This window comes from Acidobacteriota bacterium, assembly GCA_021161905.1.
Classification (GTDB): Bacteria; Acidobacteriota; B3-B38; order Guanabaribacteriales; family JAGGZT01; genus JAGGZT01.
Genome location: JAGGZT010000049.1, coordinates 1 through 18,362 on the forward strand (window position 1 = coordinate 1; position 18,362 = coordinate 18,362).

Here is an 18,362-nt window from a genome sequence, read left to right on the forward strand (position 1 = left end):
TACGATCACGAGATCCCTCTTAGGGTAGGGGTCGAAACCATATCTCCTCTCTAATGTGATATAATTCTTCATTTTATCAGTGTCCCTCGACCAGCTAATGCCTCTTTTACCGGGTGCTCCACCCTGCCGTCGCTTATTATGATCTCCGTCCTCCTTGTCTCAAGAAGCCTTATGAGGGCGTAAAGCTTCCTCCTCATCCTCCCCTCGGCTCTTTCCTCCCACTTTTCAAGCTCGGTACGGGTGAGCGTTGGGATCAATGAGGTGGGATCATCCTTATCCTTTAAGATGCCCGGTGCCTCTATGAACTGGAGGATCCTCTCCGCAGGAAGTTCCTCGTGGATAACCCGTACTATATCGTCGTTTTCCGAGTTGATGGCAAAACCATCTTCATCGATGATGGGAACGGACAAAACCGGGATATATCCCTTTGCCAGCAATAACTTGAGGAGTTCCCTGTTTACCCTGACCGGCTTTCCCGAAAGATCACGGATGATCCTCTTTCGCCCTTCTGAAATAACCCTGATCCCCCTGTTCCTCCTCCCCTGGATCACCCTTCCGTCCAAGCCAGATAATCCTACCGCGTTTATCCCATAGCGATGGCAGAGCTCCACTATCCTCTTGTTCCTCAAGCCGGCATAAGCCATCATTAGAAGGTCTATCGCCTTCTCATCGGAAAGCACGCTGGAATAACCGGATATCGAGGTGATCACCTTCTTCGGAGTGCCAAGCCTTTCTCCAAGCCCGTCCCGGAGGGCATTTGCCCCGGAAACGATTATGAACTCATCTCGAAGCTCAGCAAGATCGCTTACGATCCCCTCGAGGTTTATATCCTTTCCACCGCCTATCTTTACGATAATCATCCGAATACCCTCACCGTGCCATTCTCTATCTTCTCCCACCCTTTATCGTTAAGGTATGGTTCGGAGCATATGATAAGCTCGCCTTCCTCTTCCTTAAGGTGCATAGTGAAATACTCGGGGTCATCCTGAAAGAAGGAGTGGAGGTAGATCCTCTTTCTATCTGAGATTATGATGTTCATCGCCCTTACAAATCGAGACCTCCTTCTTATGACCTCGCCCGCCCTTCTCATCGCCTCCGCCAAGTCCCCTTTGTTGAGCCTCCTTATATAGTTGAACAGCTTCTCCGCCCCGATCCTCCCTTCCTCCTTTATCCTTACCCCGTGAAGCTCACCGTTGAAGATAAAGGTAAAGCCATCAGCGGAAAAGGGCATATTATTCTCCACCCTTATCCCTTCATCTCTGAAGGCGCTCCTCGCATGGGCTAAGAGGAGGGTGGTTTTGGGAAATATGGTGAGGTCGTCCTCCCATATCGGCTTTATGTTCTTGTAGATCATCCACTCCCCGTCCTTTAGATAGGCACATCCCCAGCCATGCCCCTGAAAGACCTTGCTTTCTCTCGCTACCTGTGCGAGGTTCATAAGATGGTGGGTGGGGTCTATTAGCCTTTCTGATCTTACCGCGAGCAGTCGACACATCGCTCTATACGGGATGGAGTCCAGGAAATTCAAGCCCCGCCTTTTCATCAAAGCCAAACATTATGTTCGCTGACTGAACCGCCTGACCCGCTGCTCCCTTCATCAGGTTGTCGAGCGCGCTTATCACCACCAACCGGTTCGATCTCCCGTCCCGAACAAAGCCGATATCGCAGTAATTGCTTCCGTAGAGTATCTTCGGATCAGGATAGTGGTGAATCCCGCTTCTCTCCCTTACTATCCTTATGAAAGGCTCATTTCCGTAGTAGCTCCGGAAGAGCTTCAAAATCGCCCTCTCATCGAGATCATCCTCAAGGAAAATATGGGCGGTAGCCTGAACCCCTCGCACCATCTCCACGCTGGTAGCGGAAAAGTGAAGTTCAATCTTCTTCCCGAAGCCAAGCTCCTGAACCATCTCCGCTATATGGCGATGGGCGGTGGGCTTGTAGGCTCTCACCGAACTGCTTCGTTCCGGATGATGCGACGCAGGGCTACCCCTCCTTCCCCCTTCGCTCGAGCCGACCTTCACCTCGATCACCGTCCGCTCGCAATCGACCAACCCCTCGCGGAACAGGGGGTAAAGAGCAAGGATAACCGCGGTGGCGTTGCATCCTGCACTTGAGATGAGGGAGGCGTTTCTCATCTCCTCCCGATGGAGCTCGGGAATGCCGTAGGTGAACTGGGAAAGCAGTTCAGGATGGGGGTGAATCATCCCATACCACCTTTCGTAATCCACTGGGTCCTTAAGTCGGAAATCAGCACTTAGGTCTATTATCCTTGGGGCTATCTCCCGAAAGCGATCGATCCTCCTCATCGCCTCCCCATGGGGAAGGGCGAGGAAGAGGAGATCGCATTCCTCAAGCTCGCTCAGCCAGCTGAACCTGAGATCGGTAAACCTCCTCAGATGGGGATGAGCCCGAAAAACGGGCTTTCCCGCCAAGCTCTCCGAGACAACCTGCTTGATGGAGAAATGGGGGTGTAAAAGGATAAGGCGGAGCAACTCCCCAGCCACATATCCCGATCCCCCAACGATGGACACCTTAGGGCTATGCATCGTACCCTCCTTCTCCAACCTTAAGCACATAATCGACGATATGCTTTGGAATATCTACCCCAGTGGGGGCGATGCTGTTCTTGAACTCCATAGTGTAGTTCACCTCGTTGACCAGAATGCCATCATCCGTTTCGAAGATATCGATAGCCACGATCCCACCACCGACCGCCCTTGCTGCCTTTAAGGAGATCTCCCTTACCTCGTCGGTCACCGGACAGTTATAAGCCTTCCCTCCCCTTGCGGTGTTGGTTATCCAGTGGTCCGACACCCGGTAGATGGCAGCGATGCACTCATCACCGACCACAAAGCTCCTTATATCCCTTCCTCGCTTCTCGATGTACTTCTGGATGTAGAAGATGGAGTGATGATAGGTACCAAGGATGGTCTTATGTTCGAGGATCGCCTCAGCAGCATTTCGGTCGTTCACCTTGGAAAGAAGCCTCCCCCAGGAACCGACCGCTGGCTTAAGCACCACCGGGTAGCCCATCTCCTCAATAGCCTGCAAGGCAGACTCGATGGTGAAAGCCACCCTTACCTCGGGCTGGGGCACCTTATGCTCCTTCAGGGCAACGGAGGTGAGGAGCTTATTCCCGCATACCAAAGCAACCCCTGAATTGTTGACACACCTTATCCCCGCACTTTCGAAGATCCTTATCGCATGGAGCGCTCGTGAGTGGTTGATACATCTCTCGATGACCACATCGAGGTTGAACCTATCCCTTCCTAAGTTGAAGGTGAGTTCCCGGTCGTCGATCATCACCACCTCAACTCCCTTTCGCGAGCTGAACTCCTTAAGCAACAGCTTCTCATCTTTCCTGATTAGGGAATGGAGAAACCCGACCCTCATACCCCTACCTCCTCTTCCTGATGTTCCTTGAGATACCTCACGATGTACCTTAGCTCCTCGAGATCAACGGTCCTCCCGCTTTGGCCCACCTCCTTCACTTTCTTAAGAACCTTTAAGGCGAGGTCCTCATCCACATCCGCCTCTCCGATCTGCTCGAGGGAATAGACCACCGAGGAGAGGCCGGACATATGATCGAGGGCTATCCTCGGCTCCCTTCCCACTACAGCTGGGTCTAAGCTCTGGTAATGAAGGGGGTTCCTTATCGCTGCCTGGGTGTGCACCCCGGCACAATGGGTAAAGGCGTTCCTTCCCGTTATCGGCAGGTTCACCGGGATCTCGACTCCGGAATACCTGCTCACCATTCGATATAGCTCCGGTATCTTTTTGAGGTTCAGCTCCTTCTCCTCGCCGAAATCCTGAGTGAGAACCACGAGCAGACTGGCTAAATCGACGATCCCCGCCCTTTCCCCTAAACCCAGAACCGATGCGTCGATGATCTCCGCTCCTGCCCGGTAGCCGTCAAGGGCATTAGCGAGAGCCAATCCCCGGTCGTTGTGGCAGTGGACCGCTATCTTCGGGGAAACCCCATTCTTATCCAGTTCATCCCTCAACTTCTTTATGTAGTCGTACATATTGTTCTTGCTTCCGGGGATTATATAGCCGGTGGTATCGGCGATGCTTATAACATCCGCCCCTGCCCTTGCTGCTTCTGCTGCTGCGGTGATGACATTCTCAAACGGGGAACGAACTGCATCCTCCGGGGTGTACCTTACGGTGAGGTCCGGCTTCTTCTCCTTGGCATAGGAGATCACGGTAGTTATCTGATCGATAGCCTCCTTCAGGCTCTTTGCGTGATGGTTCAACCTCATATCTGAAACACAGTAAAACACTCCGAGAAATCCCACTCCACATTCGAGCGCCAGATCGACATCCCTCTTAAGCGATCGGGAGTGAGCTCCGACCTTAGCCCGAAACCCCCTTCTCGCTATCTCCCTTACCGCATGGTGTATCTCCTCTGTTACCGCGGGATGGCCCGCCTCAATGATATCGACGCCCACCTCGTCGAGAAGCTCAGCTATCGCCACCTTGATGTGAACATCGAAATATACGCCCGGAGTCTGCTCCCCCTCCCTAAGCGTGGTATCAAGGATCTTGACCATAGTTCACTCTCCCCAATCTTCCTCTTCCTGAGGAGCTTCAGCAAGAAACAACGGGTTGATGCTTTTCACCTCGAGCTCGGTGCCGCAATCGGGGCATTCGATAAGCTCACCCACCATAAGATCATCGGAAAGACTAAGGTTGGCTCCGCAGATAGGACATTCAGTCATTTCTGCACCTCCTTAAATTTGGACATAAATTACCCCCTGCCCTATAATCAGGGCAAAACTAAAGCGGTCTAAAGCTTTAAAAAAACAGAGAAACAGAAATTAAAGCTTAGACCGCTATTTAGACAGAATCACTTTCGTTTTATGGGGGAATATGTAAGGATGTGATATCCTCGCGACCTCATAACAGAGGTGATTATACCCAGCTTTCTCGGTTTGTCAAGTATTTTTTCATCACCGGTGAGGATACGAAATATCGCTCTCCTTTTAACCTATTGCTTCAGGGTTGAATGAAAGGTCAGATTCAAGCTTTTTTCTTTACCGGTTGCCGTAAGATGGTCCTCCACTTCTCCTCGGGCACCTCCCTGAGTCCCGAACTGACCAGATAAATCTCGTGGTGAAGCCCATTAGGAACAAGACCTTCATCTTCCATCAATTTATACATCTTTGCCAATGACTCTGGCTTAGTGGAATAAGGTCCCCGGTGCAGGATCTGAACGCATTTCCCTTCCTTCATCCTTTCAAACTTAACCTCAGCAACCAGCTCCATCTTCTTCTTTTTTATAACCTCTTTCTTTACCTCCTCCACTATCTCCGGGCTGACAAATCCGGGCTGGCGAATGAGCAGTTTCCATCGCCATTCCTCCCGGGGCACTTCGGAATACGGTTTATCAGAATCTACCCACCATAAACCTTCGAGCTTCGCCACCTCAATATCCACGATCTCAGGAGTGGTCTTCGCTGCATAATAGGACTCATATTCCTTTGTTAAATCAAGCTTTGCCTGTGGCATCCGTCAATCCCTCCTTTAAGATTGGTAAAATCCTCAAATATTACCTCCCTCCATTTTACTTTTGCCCTTCTTGCTGACATTATCTGTCAGGCTTCGATATTTGATGACGAAAAAAGCGGAAATCAGGTTCGGGGAAAGACACAGAAACACCCCTTCGAGCTTAAAATAGCTCTCAACTCGCTTTTTAAGCCCTACACTTCAAAGATAGTGGAGTTAAATCCTCCTCTATTCGTTTTCGATCTTCTTTATCTTCTTGAGCATCTCCCAGGCGGGCTCAAGGTTCGGGTCGAGCTTAAGCGCCTTCTCATAGAACTTCTTCGCTTTAGCAAGGTAGCTCCGAGCCAATTGCTGATAGAGCACCGCCTCATCAGGGTAAAGCTTTATCGCCACTCGAATGAGGGCGATCGCCTGATCGAGCCTGCCGAACGAGGCGAAGTCATCAGCATAGCGGATGAGCCTCTTCGGGCTGATATAATCCTTATCCTCGATCCCAAGCTCTCTCGCCCGCTCGTAAAGTCTCTTCGCCTTCTTACTATCACCAAGGGAGATATAGGCGTTCCCCTTGATCACATAGGGAGCGGCGGACCTTGGGTAAAGGGCAATCGCTATATCCGCTACCTTAAGCGCCCTATTCTCTTCTCCGTTTAAGTAGAAATACCTCACCACCCTCGCAAACTGATCGACGAACTTGGGATAGATGGAGGCGTGGGAAAACGCCTGGGTCATCCGCTTTTCAACCTCATCGAAATCGGAGTATGGGGTGATCATCAACCGGCGGATGTAATCGGTGAAGGCTTTCCCCCAATCCTTCTCCCAACAGATGATCCTCCTCTCAAGCTCAGGAGAGAAGCGGAGCTTCGCTGGGTAATTCGGGGAGTTTCTGTACATCCTGATATAGTCGGCGAAGAAGGGAAGCGCTCCCATTTTATGATAACGGTCAAGCCCCTTTTCCCCGAACCTCTTGGCAAGCCTCATCGCCATATAGGAGCCGACCTTAACCAAGGGCTCGCCCGCTACTGGGTGCCTTCCTTCCCCTATCTTCTTCAGCGTCTCCTTGTAGGAGGAGAGGAGAGCCTTTTTATTCAGAAATCGATTGAGATAGGAAAAAGCTTTGGCAAGCTCCTGCTCGTCTTCGGTGAGCGGTTTTCCGTACTTATCGAAGTAGCTCGCCCCGTAGTTGAAGGTATCAAACAGCCCCCGGTAGATGGCACTATCGAACTTATCCCCGGTATAAGCGGGGATGTTCCACTGCTCATCGAACAATAGCTGGAACAGGCGATGGGCATAAGGGTTCAGGTTCGTCCCCTCGAGGTTGCAACCAATGGCGATGGCGAAATCCTCCTTGGGGAAGATCACGAGCAGGGTCCTTGTCTCCGCCTGACTCCCGGAATGGGAGACGACGAAATGGCCGTTCACCGGTCTTACCCTGAGCCCCATTCCATAATCGGTAAGAAGCCCCTTTTTGGTAGCCATCGAGGTGGACATAAGGTCGAAGGTCTTCCTCGAAATCACCTTTCCCGAGGTGATGCCCCGGGCGAATTTCAAAAGATCGAGCACCGTGGACCGGGTACCACCACCGGCAAAACGACTGCTTATATCGATGAACTCGGAGTTTTTGAGCTTCCCCTCTATAAGGCGATATCCCCGGACCCGGTTTTTGATTATCTCGTTCGGATCGTCCATCCTCGTGTCGTTCATCCCGAGCGGAGCCCAGACATTCCTCCGCATATAATCCCCATAATGCCTCCCTGATGCCCCCTCGATCACCGCACCGAGGAGGTTGTAGCCGTAGCTCGAATAGTGAAACTCGGTCCCCGGCTCTGCTACCAGGGGGAAATTGGCGAAGATCCCGATCGCCTCTCTGGTATCCTTGTGCTCCTTGATGTGAAGTTCCCATCTGTTTCGGTAATGGCTGATCCCACCGAGATGGCCAAGGAGCTCCCTCACCGTTATCTTCCATTTCTTCTCCGGGAAGTAGGGGACATACTCCTGAACCGGGGCATCGAGGTCTATCTTCCCCTCCTCTACCAGCTTGAGGATACCCACCGCGGTCATCGGCTTGGTAATCGAAGCCAAGCGGTAAGCGGTTTCCGGCTTTGCCCTCACCCCGTTTTCGAGATCGGAATAGCCGAAGCCCTTGGCGTAGAGGAAATCGCCCTTCTGAAAGGCGATGGAGATACCGGGAATCCTGTCCGCCCTCATCTCTTTGGCGACAAATTCCTCGAACGCCTTTATCTCCGCCCGATATTTCCCCTTCTCCTTGGCGGGGCTGGATGGGCTGAAAAGAAAAAGAACCAAAATTATCCCAATACACCTTTTACCCCATCGTCTCATCGGCTTACTCCTTTCTTCTCAAGGTAACGATATTCCTATCAGGAGAAGGACATCCTCCTCCGTTTGATGATCCCCCATAGCCAGATAAGGATACCGCCGATAAGGGTAATGAGGAAAACGGCGAGCGAGATGTAGAAAGCACGATACTCATATTCCTTAAACGAACCGACCGCAACCTCGAGCCAGAAGAGGACGAAAAGGAGCCAACCGATCCAGAAAAGCCAGGCATACCAAGGTCTTTTACGAATGCGGATGGTTAGGTAGGAATCTTCCTTTTTCATCGTTTACTCCTTGCCCATAGTGGTGTCTATCCCATATTCGGGAAGATCAAGATACCACCATTTTGCCGGGTCTCTCTTCTCTCCATAGCCGAAGGCTCGGTCCATAAAGGTGTAGAAGCGATCGAGGGAGGAGAACTTGGCACTGCTCGCCTTGACTATGGAGTGGATCATCGTCTTATCCTTCTTCGCCCAGGGGCAGACAACGAGACAGATGCTGCAACCGGAGGTGCTCTCCTGCCAATAGGCTAAGCACTCGGGGGCATTCTCGAACCAAGCCTGATGCCCTGGGTTATTCCATTCACCCTGAACCTCGAAATCGGGCTCGTCCTTAAATGAAAGAGCCTTCGAGGGACAGGCTTCGGCACATCTCTTGCACACCTTGCAGAACTCAAGTAAACCGAAGCTTATCGGCTTATCGCAAGCCATCGGAAGATCGGTGATCACCTTAGCTAAGCGAACCGCAGGACCATACTCCGGGGTGATGAGACGGTTGGTCCTTCCGAGCTCGCCCAATCCTGCATCGACCGCGATGGCAACGCTCGATCCGAGATCGTTCACACTGGGGATGGCGACATAACCGAGCCCCCGGATAAACTCCGCTAAAGCACCCACTAAGAATTCGCATCGACTGTAGCCCAAGGAAGATGCAGCACTGCTTATGGCAGTGGGATAGCAGTGCAGGTTATCGAGCGACATCTGGACGCTAAGGGCGATGGCGTACTTGCACTTATCGGGAATGACGATCTTCTTATCATCCTCGTATGGCTCATCGACCTTCTCGAAAACGATCTCCTTGCCCCGCTCTCTGGCGTAGATGTGTCTCCGATCGAGCTTGGTTATCCCTACGGTAGCAGCGCCAAAGAAGCGAGCAGCTGCCTTCACCAACTGGGCTGCCTCCTCAGGAGATCCTTGATACTTCTCCACCCCCCGCTCCTCGGGCCTCCTCGCAAAGAGACGGGTCCAGGAACGAAGCCCCCTGTTTAAGCCACCGGTATTGGAGAGCACCCAGGCAGCATCGGCAAGCGCCCTGTCCTCGAGGCGATAACCGGGCCGTTTCTCCTGAAAGTACTTGGCGGTCCGCTCCCTATTTATCTTCCTCAGCTTCATCGCCCGCTCGATCCCCACATACTTCACAAAGGAGCCGAAGACATTCTTCTCCGGATCGAACCTCTTATAGACCGTATCGTCGATCGCCAGAACCGGTTTATCGAGCTCCTTCACCCACCAGGGATGCTCAAACCCCTCTTTCTCATCTCCCCCCCGGGCAAGATCGAGAGGAGAGGAAAGCCTTCCAGCGATAGCAGCACCCCCTCCTGCCAGGCTGTACTTGAGGAAGTCCCTTCTCCTGATCTTATTACTCATAAAATGCCTCCCTTCCCTTAAGATGAAAGAGATTACACCTTATCTCTGAAGTTATAGCACACTACCTTTTTTGAATTAAAGGGAAAATAATTAAGGAAAGCTGTCTCAAAACTTCCGCTTTGGGCTGTCTATTCCATATTCGGGAAGGTTCATCCGCCACCACCTGGCAGGATCCCTTCTCTTCCCGTAGAAGAGCTTGTCCATAAGGATGAAGAATTTGTTGAAAAGGGTCGTCTTGGCGATGGTCGCTTTAACCACCGAATGGAAAAAGGTATCCTTCTTCGTCCAGGGGCAGACAGAAAGACAAAGACTACAATAAGAGCCCGACATATGCCAGTAGGCATAACAGCTAACCCCGTTTTCGAACCAAGCCTGATGCCCTGGGTTGTTCCACTCCCCTACCACCTCGAAGTCGGGCTCATCCTTCATCGAGATCGCCTTTGGCGGGCAGGCTTCGGCACATAGCTTGCACTCTTTGCAGAACTCGAGGACGCCAAAGCTTATCGGTTTATCGCAAGCCATTGGGAGATCGGTGATCACCTTGGCTAACCGGACCATCGGACCGTATTCCGGGGTGATAAGGAGGTTGTTTCTTCCAAGCTCACCCAATCCTGCATCGACCGCAATGGCAACGCTTGATCCAAGATCATTCACGCTGGGAATGGCAACATAGCCCAATCCTCGGATGAACTCCGCCAGGGCGCCTACCAGAAACTCACATCGGCTGTAAGCAAGGGAGGTTCCCACATCCCCTATTACCGAGGGACAACGCTTGATATTGGCGTAGGGCATCTGAATGGCGAGGGCAATGGCGTATTTACATTTTTCCGGGATGACGATCTTTCTTCCCGGCTCCTCGTACGGCTCATCCACATCCTCGAAAACGATGTCCATTCCCCGCTCTCGGGCGTGGATGTGCCGTCGGTCAAGAAGGGTTATTCCAACGGTGGCAGCGCCGAAGTAGCGAGCAGCAGCTTTGACCAGTCGCGCTGCCTCCTCGGGGCTCCCCTCGTATCGCCTAACCCCGCGCTCCTTGGGCGTTTCTACGAACATCCGCTTCCAGGAGCGAAAACCCTTGTTGAGATCACCGGTCCTCTCAAGGAGCCAGCTTGCATCTTCGAGCGCCCTATCTTCGAGACGGTAACCTATTAGCTCCCTCCGGCAGTGCTCGGCAATCACCTCCCTCTGCACTCGCAGAAGGTCTTTATACTTCTTCTCCCCGATGTATCGCTCAAACGCCTCGAGCACATTCTTGCTCTGGTCGTACCTCTTATACACCTTATCGTCTATGGCGAGACGGGGGCTATCGATCTCCTCCACCCACCAGGGAAGACCAGCCCTCCTCTTATTCCATCGAACCCCGGAGATCTTCCCCATCGAACTTCTCGTGAACTCCTCTACCTTCTGTCCATCGCCCATTGGATATATCCTCTGAGCCTTACCTTTGATAAAACTGCCTTTTTAAAACTATAGTTTACCCAATGAGATTATCTAAATCAAGCACCCGATCTTGAAAAGTCCAGTTTCAACCACCAGTTTTAGGAAATCCTTTGAAACGCCGTCTTATTTCAGCCGCAAGGGAATGGGCGAAAAGCCCTTTCGCTTTAGCCAAAGCCATCGCCGAACACTTTAGGGGTATCGTCCCTTCGAACGCCTCCTTCAACCTTTCTTCCAAAAAGTCAAGCTTTCGGCGTTGTAAACCCATAAAGGAAAGCCCAGCATTCCACCGAAAACATAAAAATTAATTGCTTCCCCGTTTTGGGTTGTGCTATAGTTTTACAAAAGATGCTATTTACTAAAATAGAAGTTCTAATGGGAGAAAGGTCGATGAAAAGACTGAACTTTCTTACCTGCTTATCTCTCTTTCTCCTTATTCTATCTGGTATTGCCTTTGCACTGGAGAACCCCAAAACCGCGGTAGTCGAGTTCCAAAACAAGACCAAATGGAGGACGAAGGGTTTCGAAAGCGATGTCACCGAGCTCTTTATCTACAAGCTGAACAAAACCGGACACTACGAGCTACTCCCCAAAGAAGATGTCACAAATGCCCTAAAGGAGAGCGGAATCGCCGGAAACATCTACCTCAGGAGGGGGGAGGCAGTAGCCCTCGGGAAGAAGCTCGGGGCAAGGCTGGTGATGACTGGAAAGATCGAGAAGATGAAGTTGGAGGAAAGATCCGCCAATGTCCGCCTAATCAGCCCCCAGGGTGGTGGTGGAATGCCCCCTAATCCCCCAACTGATCTGGAACGAAGAAAAATCCTCCTTAAATGCAAGATAAAGGTCAAGGTGGTCGATGTGGAGAAGAATAGGGTCATCTGGGAGGGAAAGAAGAGTGGAGAGACTGCGGTACACGGATTTACCACCCTGAGGATGAAAGCAGAAGAAGAGGTAAACAAGAAGGATATCGCTCGCCTGCTGAACGAGGTGCTGGATAAGATCATAAAGGAGATAGAAAAGAAGACGAACTATCTTCGAAAAGCCTCGTAACCTAAGGAGAGAAGATGATTAAAAGAGCTTTTCTTCCTATTTTTCTCCTTCTCCTTTGCTCTTTCCTCCCTGCTCTTGCCTCACCCCCTACTCGAACCGTAGTGGTCGAATTTGCCAACAAGACAGATTGGTGGGGGGAAAGATACGGCACCCACACAGCGGATATGCTGATCAACCGGCTTCGAAGAACCGGCCACTACAGTTTCCTTCCCCGGCGGGAGATCCGCCGCGCCCTTAGGGCAAGAAGCCTTCCCCAAAATATCTACCTGAAGAAGGATATTGCGGTGGAGATAGGGGAGGAGTTGGGTGCAAGATTGGTGATAACGGGGAGGATCGAGAGTATCAAGGTCATCAAGTATTACCGCTATGTTCCGGCACCACCACCGCCACCACCTTACAAGAGACGCTTCCCTCCGCCCCGGAGAAGGGTGGTAGAGAAGAACATCGCCACGCTCAGGGTAAAGATTAAGGTGAGGATCGTCGATACCCTGAGGAATAAGACCATCTGGGAGGGAACGAAGAGCGGAGATGTCACCTTCCCCAAAGGGGTGCTCTACCGTCCAGGACCAAAGGGGAAATGGATGGCTGATGTGGCAGAAAGGATCGTAAACGAAGCCCTGGATAAGATCGCTTACGAGATCGAGAAGAGAACGGAATACCTGAGAAAATAGGAGAAAAAAAGGAGCTTATTCCTGAAGAACGCTTAAAGCGAGATTGAGGTCCCCGCGGGAGATAACATCTACCCCGGGGACATTTTTATCCTCCTTGAACCCTGAAAGGAGCTCCTTGGCTATTCTTATCCCCTCCTCCCTGTCATCTTCCGCTTTCTCTATCCTCCTTTTCACCTGATCGGGCATCCTGATCGGATCCACCCGGCCCAATTTTTTCTCGATAAATCTGATCGTGCTCCTATCCGGTATGGGTATGCTGGGAAGGATGGGAACCTCTCTTCCCAAATAATCGAACGCCTGCTGGCAGAAGGAGCGATAACTTGCGATATCGAAGCACATCTGGAGGATGACATACTCTGCACCGGAGGCGAACTTCGCCTTAAGCGCTTTGAGCTCCTCCTTTATCTCCTCCCGGTACTGGTTCGCCACCACCCCGATGCAGAAGTCGGTCGGTTTGATCCTCGCCTTGCGGAAGATATTTATCCCCTGGTTCATCTCTTTTATCCTCGCCACCAGCTGCGAGGCATAGCGGTAATCGCATTTTTCCGGCTCAAACCCATCTCCTCGCATCACGAGGAGATTGTCGATCCCGAACATCGCCGCAGTGGTGCAGAGGCTATACGCCATCTCCTCGCTCCTGCCCACCCCCCTGAGGGTGAGATGGGGGATGAAGTTCGTCCTCACCGAGGGATCGCTTAGGAGGTTGGCAGCGGTCATTATCGAGTTTGCCGAGCCCGGCTTCGAGGTGAGGCTGATGAAGTCGGTACGATCCTGGATTAAGCGAATATCCTCCTTCAATCTCTCGAGCGAGGAGTCGATCGGAGGGAGGAACTCGACGATGGTGATGAACCTTCCCTTTTTCAAGAATTCCGACACCTTCATCCTTATTCTATCCCCTCATCCTGGATGTATCTTTTCCCCTCCTTGAGGGAGCGTTCTGCCTTGATCAGTTCTTCGGTGATATAGGCGATGTGTCTCAAGCCATTCCTCGTCTCGCTCACCAATCCCTGGTTTATTATCGAGTTCGCGATATCGAGCGCCGATCTCCCGGTGATCACCCGGTCGAGTATGTGATGGTAATTGTAGTGCCTGACCACGATCTCCCCCTTATCCTCGTCCACGGTGATGTAGAAGTAGCCCGCGGGATCGAAGTCCTTCCTCTTGAGATAAGTCCTTTTAGCAGCTATGGTTGGGACATCGAGGAGGTTGTTCCTCGCCTTTACCATATTCTCCATCTTCTTAAATGCGGATTCTCTCTTAAGATATCTAAATCCGCAATCGGGCTTGATGATCAACCGTTCCTTGCCCAGCTTCTCTATGGCGTACCCTATCCTCTCCTCGATCTCGGCGACCGATTCCACCCGGTTGCTCTTATTGTCTACGCAACCGTACCCTATCTTACCGCTGAACCCCGAATCCGCCACCACATCGAGGAGCTCCGGGCGCTCGGTGAACTCATGATCGAGGATATCAAAACCGAGCTCCACCAACCGGTCGAATATCGGGGCGACATCACCGCAGACATGGAGAGCGAACTCCTTATCGATGCCATCACGGAGGAGGTCGACCAGCTCCCGAGCAAAATCGGGGAAATCAACGGAAAATACCGGCTCATCCACCTGAACATAGACGATATCGGGAACAGCCAGGATAACCTCGCGAAGCTCCTCATTGAGGATTCGGGCGAAATCGAAGGCGAGCTCCCGGTAATCGGAATAGGCGGTGTGGACGAACTCACAATTCATCGCCAAGGTATAGGGTCCGGTGATGATCGCCTTCAAACTGGCATAAGGGGGTATCAGCTTCCTCGCATACTTCACATCCTCCACCATTATGGGACCCCGCCTTACCAGCTTCCGCTCGGCAACCGGCTTCCCCCGATCCCTTATCCCGGCGATCTTGCTGGTGAAGATCCGCACCATATCGCTTCTCAACTGGGACCCATCTGAGATGATATCTATGCCCGCCCGCAATTGATCTTCTATATACATCTCGGCGAGCCTCAAGAAGGGATCGATGAACTCACCGGTCTCAACCGCCCGGTAATAGGCGGAGACCGACTCCTCCTTGCTCGGCTTCAAGGGGTAGCTTCCCTGTAAGGTGGTCTCCATCATGGCAGCTTCACCCCCGGATGATCCTCGCATCCCGGCTCAAGCCCGAACCTTCCATTCTCCTTCAGGGTGATCTTATCGAACATAGCGGTGGAGATCACCTTCGCCTCATCGAGATAGCTAAGTCTGCCGTAGAATATGAAGTCCGCTCCGTGGTCGATGGCGATGGCATCGAGGATATCGGTACAACTGCGATAGATGCCTCGCCACCTCTCCCCATCCTCCTTCTTTATCTCCTTGAGGTAGGTCCAGCTCTCGGGCAGGTTGCAGGGAGCACATCCTACAGGATAGCCCGTTTTCTGCTTCAGGACCACGATGGTGGTGAGGAACAGATCCCCCTCCATAACCATCGGGGCAACCCCAGGATCGAGGAGGATGTTGCTAACCCCGTGCTCCTCAAGCCGTTCGATCAACCCAGGTTCATCCCCCCCACCGCTTGCTACCTCAAGAGCGCCGTTAACGGTGGGGTTGGCGGAATTGAAGGTGAGAAGAAGGGCATTTTTTATCCCGTTTTCCTGCATCATCTTAAGCTCCTCATCCGAGGAGGCGATGTTCACCGAATTGTATATTACCCGGGAGGAAAGACCCTTCCTCTTAAGGAATTCAAAGACCTTCTTCTTAAGCCCCAGACTCCCGGTGGGCATATCGACGAAAAAGGGAAGATCGGTATTGTCCGCCACGAAGCTTATCCTCTCCTCCGCATCCTCCTCATTTCTCACGAAGAGGTCCACCAGGCAGGGGATGGCGAACTCCTTCCGGTAGTCCGCGAGCTTCCTTATCCTTTCCGCCATTTCCCGATCGAGCTCGTCCCTGGACCTTATGCCACCTATGAGAACCGTAGGATACTCGCCGGGTTGACCCCCGAAGTGAACCCCGCCGATCTCGAATACCTTCATCTCATCCCGGTTGAAGTACACTATTTTACCTCCCTTACCCATAGTTCATCGGTGATGGAAAGGAAGGGGTCGATAACGACCTCTCCTCCCGGAACATCCACGCTACCAAGCTTCTTGAAGGTTACATAAAACGGTCCCTCAGGGATGGGCTCCTTCTTTGGTCTTTTCTCTATCTCCCTGAGGATGACCTCGGGATCGGTTTCCCCGATCATCTCGATGAGCTCCACCTGCCTCCGCAGACGATCTATCACCTCCTCGATCTCATCCGCCTCCAGCGGTATGGTGGGGTCCGCTGCCCGGGTTCCCTTCACCTTGATCCTCTCCCCATCGACGACAACGCCATTACGGTAAAGGGAGACGAGCGAATCCCCGGAACAATGCCCCTTGGTCTCGAGACCGCAGACGAAGAGGTACCTTATCCTCGAGTTAGCAAGCACATTCGCCACCACATAGGAGACCCCGAGGTTCTCGGTCATCATCTTGCCGTAGATGGCGACCCGCTCCGAGCGGGAAAGATCGATCTCCGACCTTATGGTGACCACCGCGGTATCCCCGAGAAGATGGGCGAGCTCATAATCCCCTATCTTGAGCTTCCACTCCTCGCCATCCTTAATCTCAACAAGCCTATACCCGGGCTCCATAACCAAACTCCACTCAAGAAAAACCCCCCCCTTACGAAAGATTTATCATATCACAAACAGGGAATCCTATCACATCTTTTTGTTGTCCGAACCCGGCTAACCCCTCTTCATCCTGCCGGGAACGATGCCAAAGAAAATGGCAAAAATATCTTTTTACTCGACAGAAAAGTGGTAGAATTAGCAAGGTGGTCAATTATATTGACCAAAAGGGAGATGATTATAATGAAATATAACAATATTTTGCAAACGATAGGAAACACACCTCTGGTTAAGATAGGAAAGATCGATACCGGAGGAAGTGAGATATACGCCAAGATCGAAGCGAGGAACCCGGGAGGAAGCGTAAAGGATAGGATCGCCCTCGCTATGATCGAGGATGCGAAAAAGAAAGGGATACTCAGGAAGGGGGATACCATCATCGAACCCACCTCGGGGAATACCGGCATCGGCATCGCGATGGTCGCTGCTTACAAGGGGTATAAGGCGGTCTTCACTATGCCCGAGACGATGAGCGTCGAGAGGAGGAAGCTCCTTCGCTTCCTTGGGGCGGAGATAATCCTTACTCCGGGGAAGCTCGGGATGAAGGGAGCAGTGGAAAAAGCAGAGGAGCTGGTGCGGACGAAGGGCTACTTTATGCCCTCTCAGTTCGAAAACCAGGCAAACCCAAAAATCCACGAGGAGACAACAGGACCGGAGATCATCGAGGCGATGGGAGGAGAAAGGCTCGATTACTTCGTCTCCGGGGTGGGAACAGGGGGAACGATAACCGGCGCGGGAAGAGCCTTGAGAAGGAAGTACCCCCAGGTCAAGATAGTTGCGGTTGAGCCGGAAGGATCCCCGGTCCTCTCCGGAGGAAGCCCGGGACCACATAAGATCCAAGGGATAGGGGCAGGTTTCATCCCCAGGGTCTATGATCCTGAGGTGGTGGACGAGATAATAAGGGTAAGCGATGAAGATGCGATCAAGACTGCCCGGAAACTGGCTAAGGAGGAGGGGATTTTAGCCGGCATCTCCTCCGGTGCCAGTATGTATGCTGCTTTAACCATAGCGAGAAGCAAAAGGGGTAAAAGGATAGTAGTCATCCTCCCCGATACCGGTGAACGCTATCTCTCTACCGAGTTATTCGAGGAATAAGGCAAGGAGAAAGAGATGTTTGAGGTAATAAAGACTGCTTACAGGAAAGACCCTGCTCTAAAGGGTAAGCTCGGCTATCTCGAGGTCCTGCTCTATCCTGGTGTTCACGCGATAATCCTCCACCGGATCGCCCACTTCTTCTGGAGGTTGAGGATACCGCTACTCCCCCGGCTCATCTCCCAGATCAGTCGGTTTTTCACCGGGATCGAGATCCACCCCGGAGCGAAGATCGGGAAGAGGTTCTTCATCGATCACGGTATGGGGGTGGTGATCGGCGAGACAGCGGAGATCGGGGACGATGTTATGATGTACCACGGGGTCACCCTCGGGGGGCACGGCTGGTGGCGCGACGAGAAGGGGGCGAAGAGGCATCCCACCATCGGGAACAATGTTATCCTTGGGGTTGGCTGTACCGTGCTCGGTCCGGTGAAGGTGGGGGATAACTCGAAGATCGGCGCCGGTGCCATCGTAACCCACGATGTTCCGCCAAATTCGGTGGTGGTCGCCCCGTTAGGGAAATATGTGGTGAGGGCAGGAAAGAAGGTAGAGCGGATAAGACCCTTTGAGCCGCAGGAGCCCGAGTTCTACCTCAACCAAAAATAATTAACCCCTCCTACCCCCATCTTAAAAAGAACATCCCTTTTAAAAAAGCAGAAACATTAAAATAAGGGAAGAGTTCCTTCCCCAATCGCCACCGCGCACTCTGGAAATAGATAGCTCTACCCGCCGACACTCTTGAAGTAGTCTCTTGTATAGAAGGCTACTTTTTCTGGAATTTTCCTTCTTTTATTGAGTTTTTGAATATTCTTGATTATAATGTAATCAATTGTGTTGTTTTACCCAGCGTTAAAGGAGAAGTCCTATGAAAGAGAAGGCTCTTACAGTAAAACAGGTTGCTGAATATCTACAGGTGAATGAGAGAACTATTTATAAA

Annotated in this window: 20 protein-coding genes; 4 read left to right on the forward strand and 16 right to left on the reverse strand. The window is 52.0% G+C overall.

The features are described from left to right. Positions 1-68: 68 nt before the first annotated feature. The 12 genes from J7L64_06485 to J7L64_06540 all read right to left on the reverse strand — a co-directional run bounded on the left by J7L64_06485 (position 69) and on the right by J7L64_06540 (position 11,151). Entirely contained in the window at positions 69-860 is a 792-nt protein-coding gene (locus J7L64_06485) for a [LysW]-aminoadipate kinase (protein ID MCD6451988.1), read from the reverse strand. Next, a complete protein-coding gene (locus J7L64_06490) occupies positions 857-1,543 on the reverse strand; it encodes a class II glutamine amidotransferase (GenBank protein MCD6451989.1) in 687 nt (228 codons plus the stop codon). Before J7L64_06490 ends, J7L64_06485 begins: the two co-directional genes overlap by 4 nt. Continuing rightward, positions 1,500-2,546, reverse strand: a complete 1,047-nt coding sequence (locus J7L64_06495) for an N-acetyl-gamma-glutamyl-phosphate reductase (protein ID MCD6451990.1) — start codon at positions 2,544-2,546, stop codon at positions 1,500-1,502. The genes J7L64_06490 and J7L64_06495 overlap by 44 nt, the downstream gene beginning before the upstream one ends. Next, the gene (gene lysX / locus J7L64_06500) at positions 2,539-3,393 is read right to left on the reverse strand and encodes a lysine biosynthesis protein LysX (GenBank protein ID MCD6451991.1); all 855 of its coding nucleotides are present in this window, start codon (positions 3,391-3,393) and stop codon (positions 2,539-2,541) included. Before lysX ends, J7L64_06495 begins: the two co-directional genes overlap by 8 nt. Next, positions 3,390-4,553, reverse strand: a complete 1,164-nt coding sequence (locus J7L64_06505; protein ID MCD6451992.1) for a 2-isopropylmalate synthase — start codon at positions 4,551-4,553, stop codon at positions 3,390-3,392. The genes lysX and J7L64_06505 overlap by 4 nt, the downstream gene beginning before the upstream one ends. A 3-nt stretch (positions 4,554-4,556) precedes the next feature. After that, positions 4,557-4,721 carry a lysine biosynthesis protein LysW gene (gene lysW, locus J7L64_06510; GenBank protein ID MCD6451993.1) on the reverse strand — a complete coding sequence of 55 codons (165 nt, stop codon included), beginning with the start codon at positions 4,719-4,721 and terminating at the stop codon, positions 4,557-4,559. A gap of 301 nt (positions 4,722-5,022) precedes the next feature. Beyond that, positions 5,023-5,511 carry a GyrI-like domain-containing protein gene (locus tag J7L64_06515; protein MCD6451994.1) on the reverse strand — a complete coding sequence of 163 codons (489 nt, stop codon included), beginning with the start codon at positions 5,509-5,511 and terminating at the stop codon, positions 5,023-5,025. Between the two features lie 225 nt (positions 5,512-5,736). Beyond that, a complete protein-coding gene (locus tag J7L64_06520) occupies positions 5,737-7,845 on the reverse strand; it encodes a serine hydrolase (GenBank protein ID MCD6451995.1) in 2,109 nt (702 codons plus the stop codon). Positions 7,846-7,883: 38 nt separating this feature from the next. Beyond that, on the reverse strand, positions 7,884-8,126 hold the full coding sequence (locus J7L64_06525; protein ID MCD6451996.1) for a hypothetical protein: 243 nt from the start codon (positions 8,124-8,126) through the stop codon (positions 7,884-7,886). Between the two features lie 3 nt (positions 8,127-8,129). Next, complete coding sequence (locus tag J7L64_06530; protein MCD6451997.1) at positions 8,130-9,488, reverse strand: reductive dehalogenase; 1,359 nt, start codon at positions 9,486-9,488, stop codon at positions 8,130-8,132. A gap of 105 nt (positions 9,489-9,593) precedes the next feature. Next, a complete protein-coding gene (locus J7L64_06535) occupies positions 9,594-10,907 on the reverse strand; it encodes a reductive dehalogenase (protein ID MCD6451998.1) in 1,314 nt (437 codons plus the stop codon). Between the two features lie 106 nt (positions 10,908-11,013). Then, on the reverse strand, positions 11,014-11,151 hold the full coding sequence (locus tag J7L64_06540) for a hypothetical protein (GenBank protein MCD6451999.1): 138 nt from the start codon (positions 11,149-11,151) through the stop codon (positions 11,014-11,016). 164 nt (positions 11,152-11,315) lie between these two features. On the opposite strand from J7L64_06540, the gene J7L64_06545 reads away from it, so the two are divergent. Beyond that, entirely contained in the window at positions 11,316-11,975 is a 660-nt protein-coding gene (locus J7L64_06545; GenBank protein MCD6452000.1) for a hypothetical protein, read from the forward strand. 14 nt (positions 11,976-11,989) lie between these two features. Continuing rightward, on the forward strand, positions 11,990-12,646 hold the full coding sequence (locus J7L64_06550; protein MCD6452001.1) for a hypothetical protein: 657 nt from the start codon (positions 11,990-11,992) through the stop codon (positions 12,644-12,646). Positions 12,647-12,661: 15 nt separating this feature from the next. Here J7L64_06550 and J7L64_06555 read toward each other — a convergent pair whose 3' ends face one another. From J7L64_06555 to J7L64_06570, 4 genes are read right to left on the reverse strand one after another with little or no spacing between them, the layout of a single operon-like run. Then, positions 12,662-13,528, reverse strand: a complete 867-nt coding sequence (locus J7L64_06555; protein MCD6452002.1) for a methylenetetrahydrofolate reductase — start codon at positions 13,526-13,528, stop codon at positions 12,662-12,664. A 2-nt stretch (positions 13,529-13,530) separates the two neighbouring features. Beyond that, on the reverse strand, positions 13,531-14,760 hold the full coding sequence (locus J7L64_06560; protein MCD6452003.1) for a methionine synthase: 1,230 nt from the start codon (positions 14,758-14,760) through the stop codon (positions 13,531-13,533). Continuing rightward, positions 14,757-15,674, reverse strand: a complete 918-nt coding sequence (locus J7L64_06565; GenBank protein ID MCD6452004.1) for a hypothetical protein — start codon at positions 15,672-15,674, stop codon at positions 14,757-14,759. Before J7L64_06565 ends, J7L64_06560 begins: the two co-directional genes overlap by 4 nt. Beyond that, positions 15,674-16,294 (reverse strand): hypothetical protein, encoded by a 621-nt coding sequence (locus J7L64_06570; protein MCD6452005.1) that lies wholly within the window; start codon positions 16,292-16,294, stop codon positions 15,674-15,676. Before J7L64_06570 ends, J7L64_06565 begins: the two co-directional genes overlap by 1 nt. A gap of 222 nt (positions 16,295-16,516) precedes the next feature. Here J7L64_06570 and cysK point away from each other — a divergent pair, with 222 nt between their 5' ends. Continuing rightward, on the forward strand, positions 16,517-17,428 hold the full coding sequence (gene cysK, locus J7L64_06575) for a cysteine synthase A (protein ID MCD6452006.1): 912 nt from the start codon (positions 16,517-16,519) through the stop codon (positions 17,426-17,428). 15 nt (positions 17,429-17,443) lie between these two features. Further along, positions 17,444-18,031 carry a serine O-acetyltransferase gene (cysE, locus tag J7L64_06580; GenBank protein MCD6452007.1) on the forward strand — a complete coding sequence of 196 codons (588 nt, stop codon included), beginning with the start codon at positions 17,444-17,446 and terminating at the stop codon, positions 18,029-18,031. Positions 18,032-18,362 lie beyond the last annotated feature (331 nt).

Coding starts and splice junctions, on each gene's coding strand:
- J7L64_06545 (MCD6452000.1), top strand. CDS start 11,316: ATGAAAAGACTGAACTTTCTTACCTGCTTATCTCTCTTTCTCCTTATT.
- cysE (MCD6452007.1), top strand. CDS start 17,444: ATGTTTGAGGTAATAAAGACTGCTTACAGGAAAGACCCTGCTCTAAAG.
- J7L64_06555 (MCD6452002.1), bottom strand. CDS start 13,528: ATGAAGGTGTCGGAATTCTTGAAAAAGGGAAGGTTCATCACCATCGTC.
- J7L64_06520 (MCD6451995.1), bottom strand. CDS start 7,845: ATGAGACGATGGGGTAAAAGGTGTATTGGGATAATTTTGGTTCTTTTT.
- J7L64_06505 (MCD6451992.1), bottom strand. CDS start 4,553: ATGGTCAAGATCCTTGATACCACGCTTAGGGAGGGGGAGCAGACTCCG.
- J7L64_06515 (MCD6451994.1), bottom strand. CDS start 5,511: ATGCCACAGGCAAAGCTTGATTTAACAAAGGAATATGAGTCCTATTAT.
- J7L64_06485 (MCD6451988.1), bottom strand. CDS start 860: ATGATTATCGTAAAGATAGGCGGTGGAAAGGATATAAACCTCGAGGGG.
- J7L64_06535 (MCD6451998.1), bottom strand. CDS start 10,907: ATGGGCGATGGACAGAAGGTAGAGGAGTTCACGAGAAGTTCGATGGGG.
- J7L64_06495 (MCD6451990.1), bottom strand. CDS start 2,546: ATGCATAGCCCTAAGGTGTCCATCGTTGGGGGATCGGGATATGTGGCT.
- lysX (MCD6451991.1), bottom strand. CDS start 3,393: ATGAGGGTCGGGTTTCTCCATTCCCTAATCAGGAAAGATGAGAAGCTG.
- cysK (MCD6452006.1), top strand. CDS start 16,517: ATGAAATATAACAATATTTTGCAAACGATAGGAAACACACCTCTGGTT.
- J7L64_06525 (MCD6451996.1), bottom strand. CDS start 8,126: ATGAAAAAGGAAGATTCCTACCTAACCATCCGCATTCGTAAAAGACCT.
- J7L64_06550 (MCD6452001.1), top strand. CDS start 11,990: ATGATTAAAAGAGCTTTTCTTCCTATTTTTCTCCTTCTCCTTTGCTCT.
- J7L64_06560 (MCD6452003.1), bottom strand. CDS start 14,760: ATGATGGAGACCACCTTACAGGGAAGCTACCCCTTGAAGCCGAGCAAG.
- lysW (MCD6451993.1), bottom strand. CDS start 4,721: ATGACTGAATGTCCTATCTGCGGAGCCAACCTTAGTCTTTCCGATGAT.
- J7L64_06490 (MCD6451989.1), bottom strand. CDS start 1,543: ATGAAAAGGCGGGGCTTGAATTTCCTGGACTCCATCCCGTATAGAGCG.
- J7L64_06530 (MCD6451997.1), bottom strand. CDS start 9,488: ATGAGTAATAAGATCAGGAGAAGGGACTTCCTCAAGTACAGCCTGGCA.
- J7L64_06570 (MCD6452005.1), bottom strand. CDS start 16,294: ATGGAGCCCGGGTATAGGCTTGTTGAGATTAAGGATGGCGAGGAGTGG.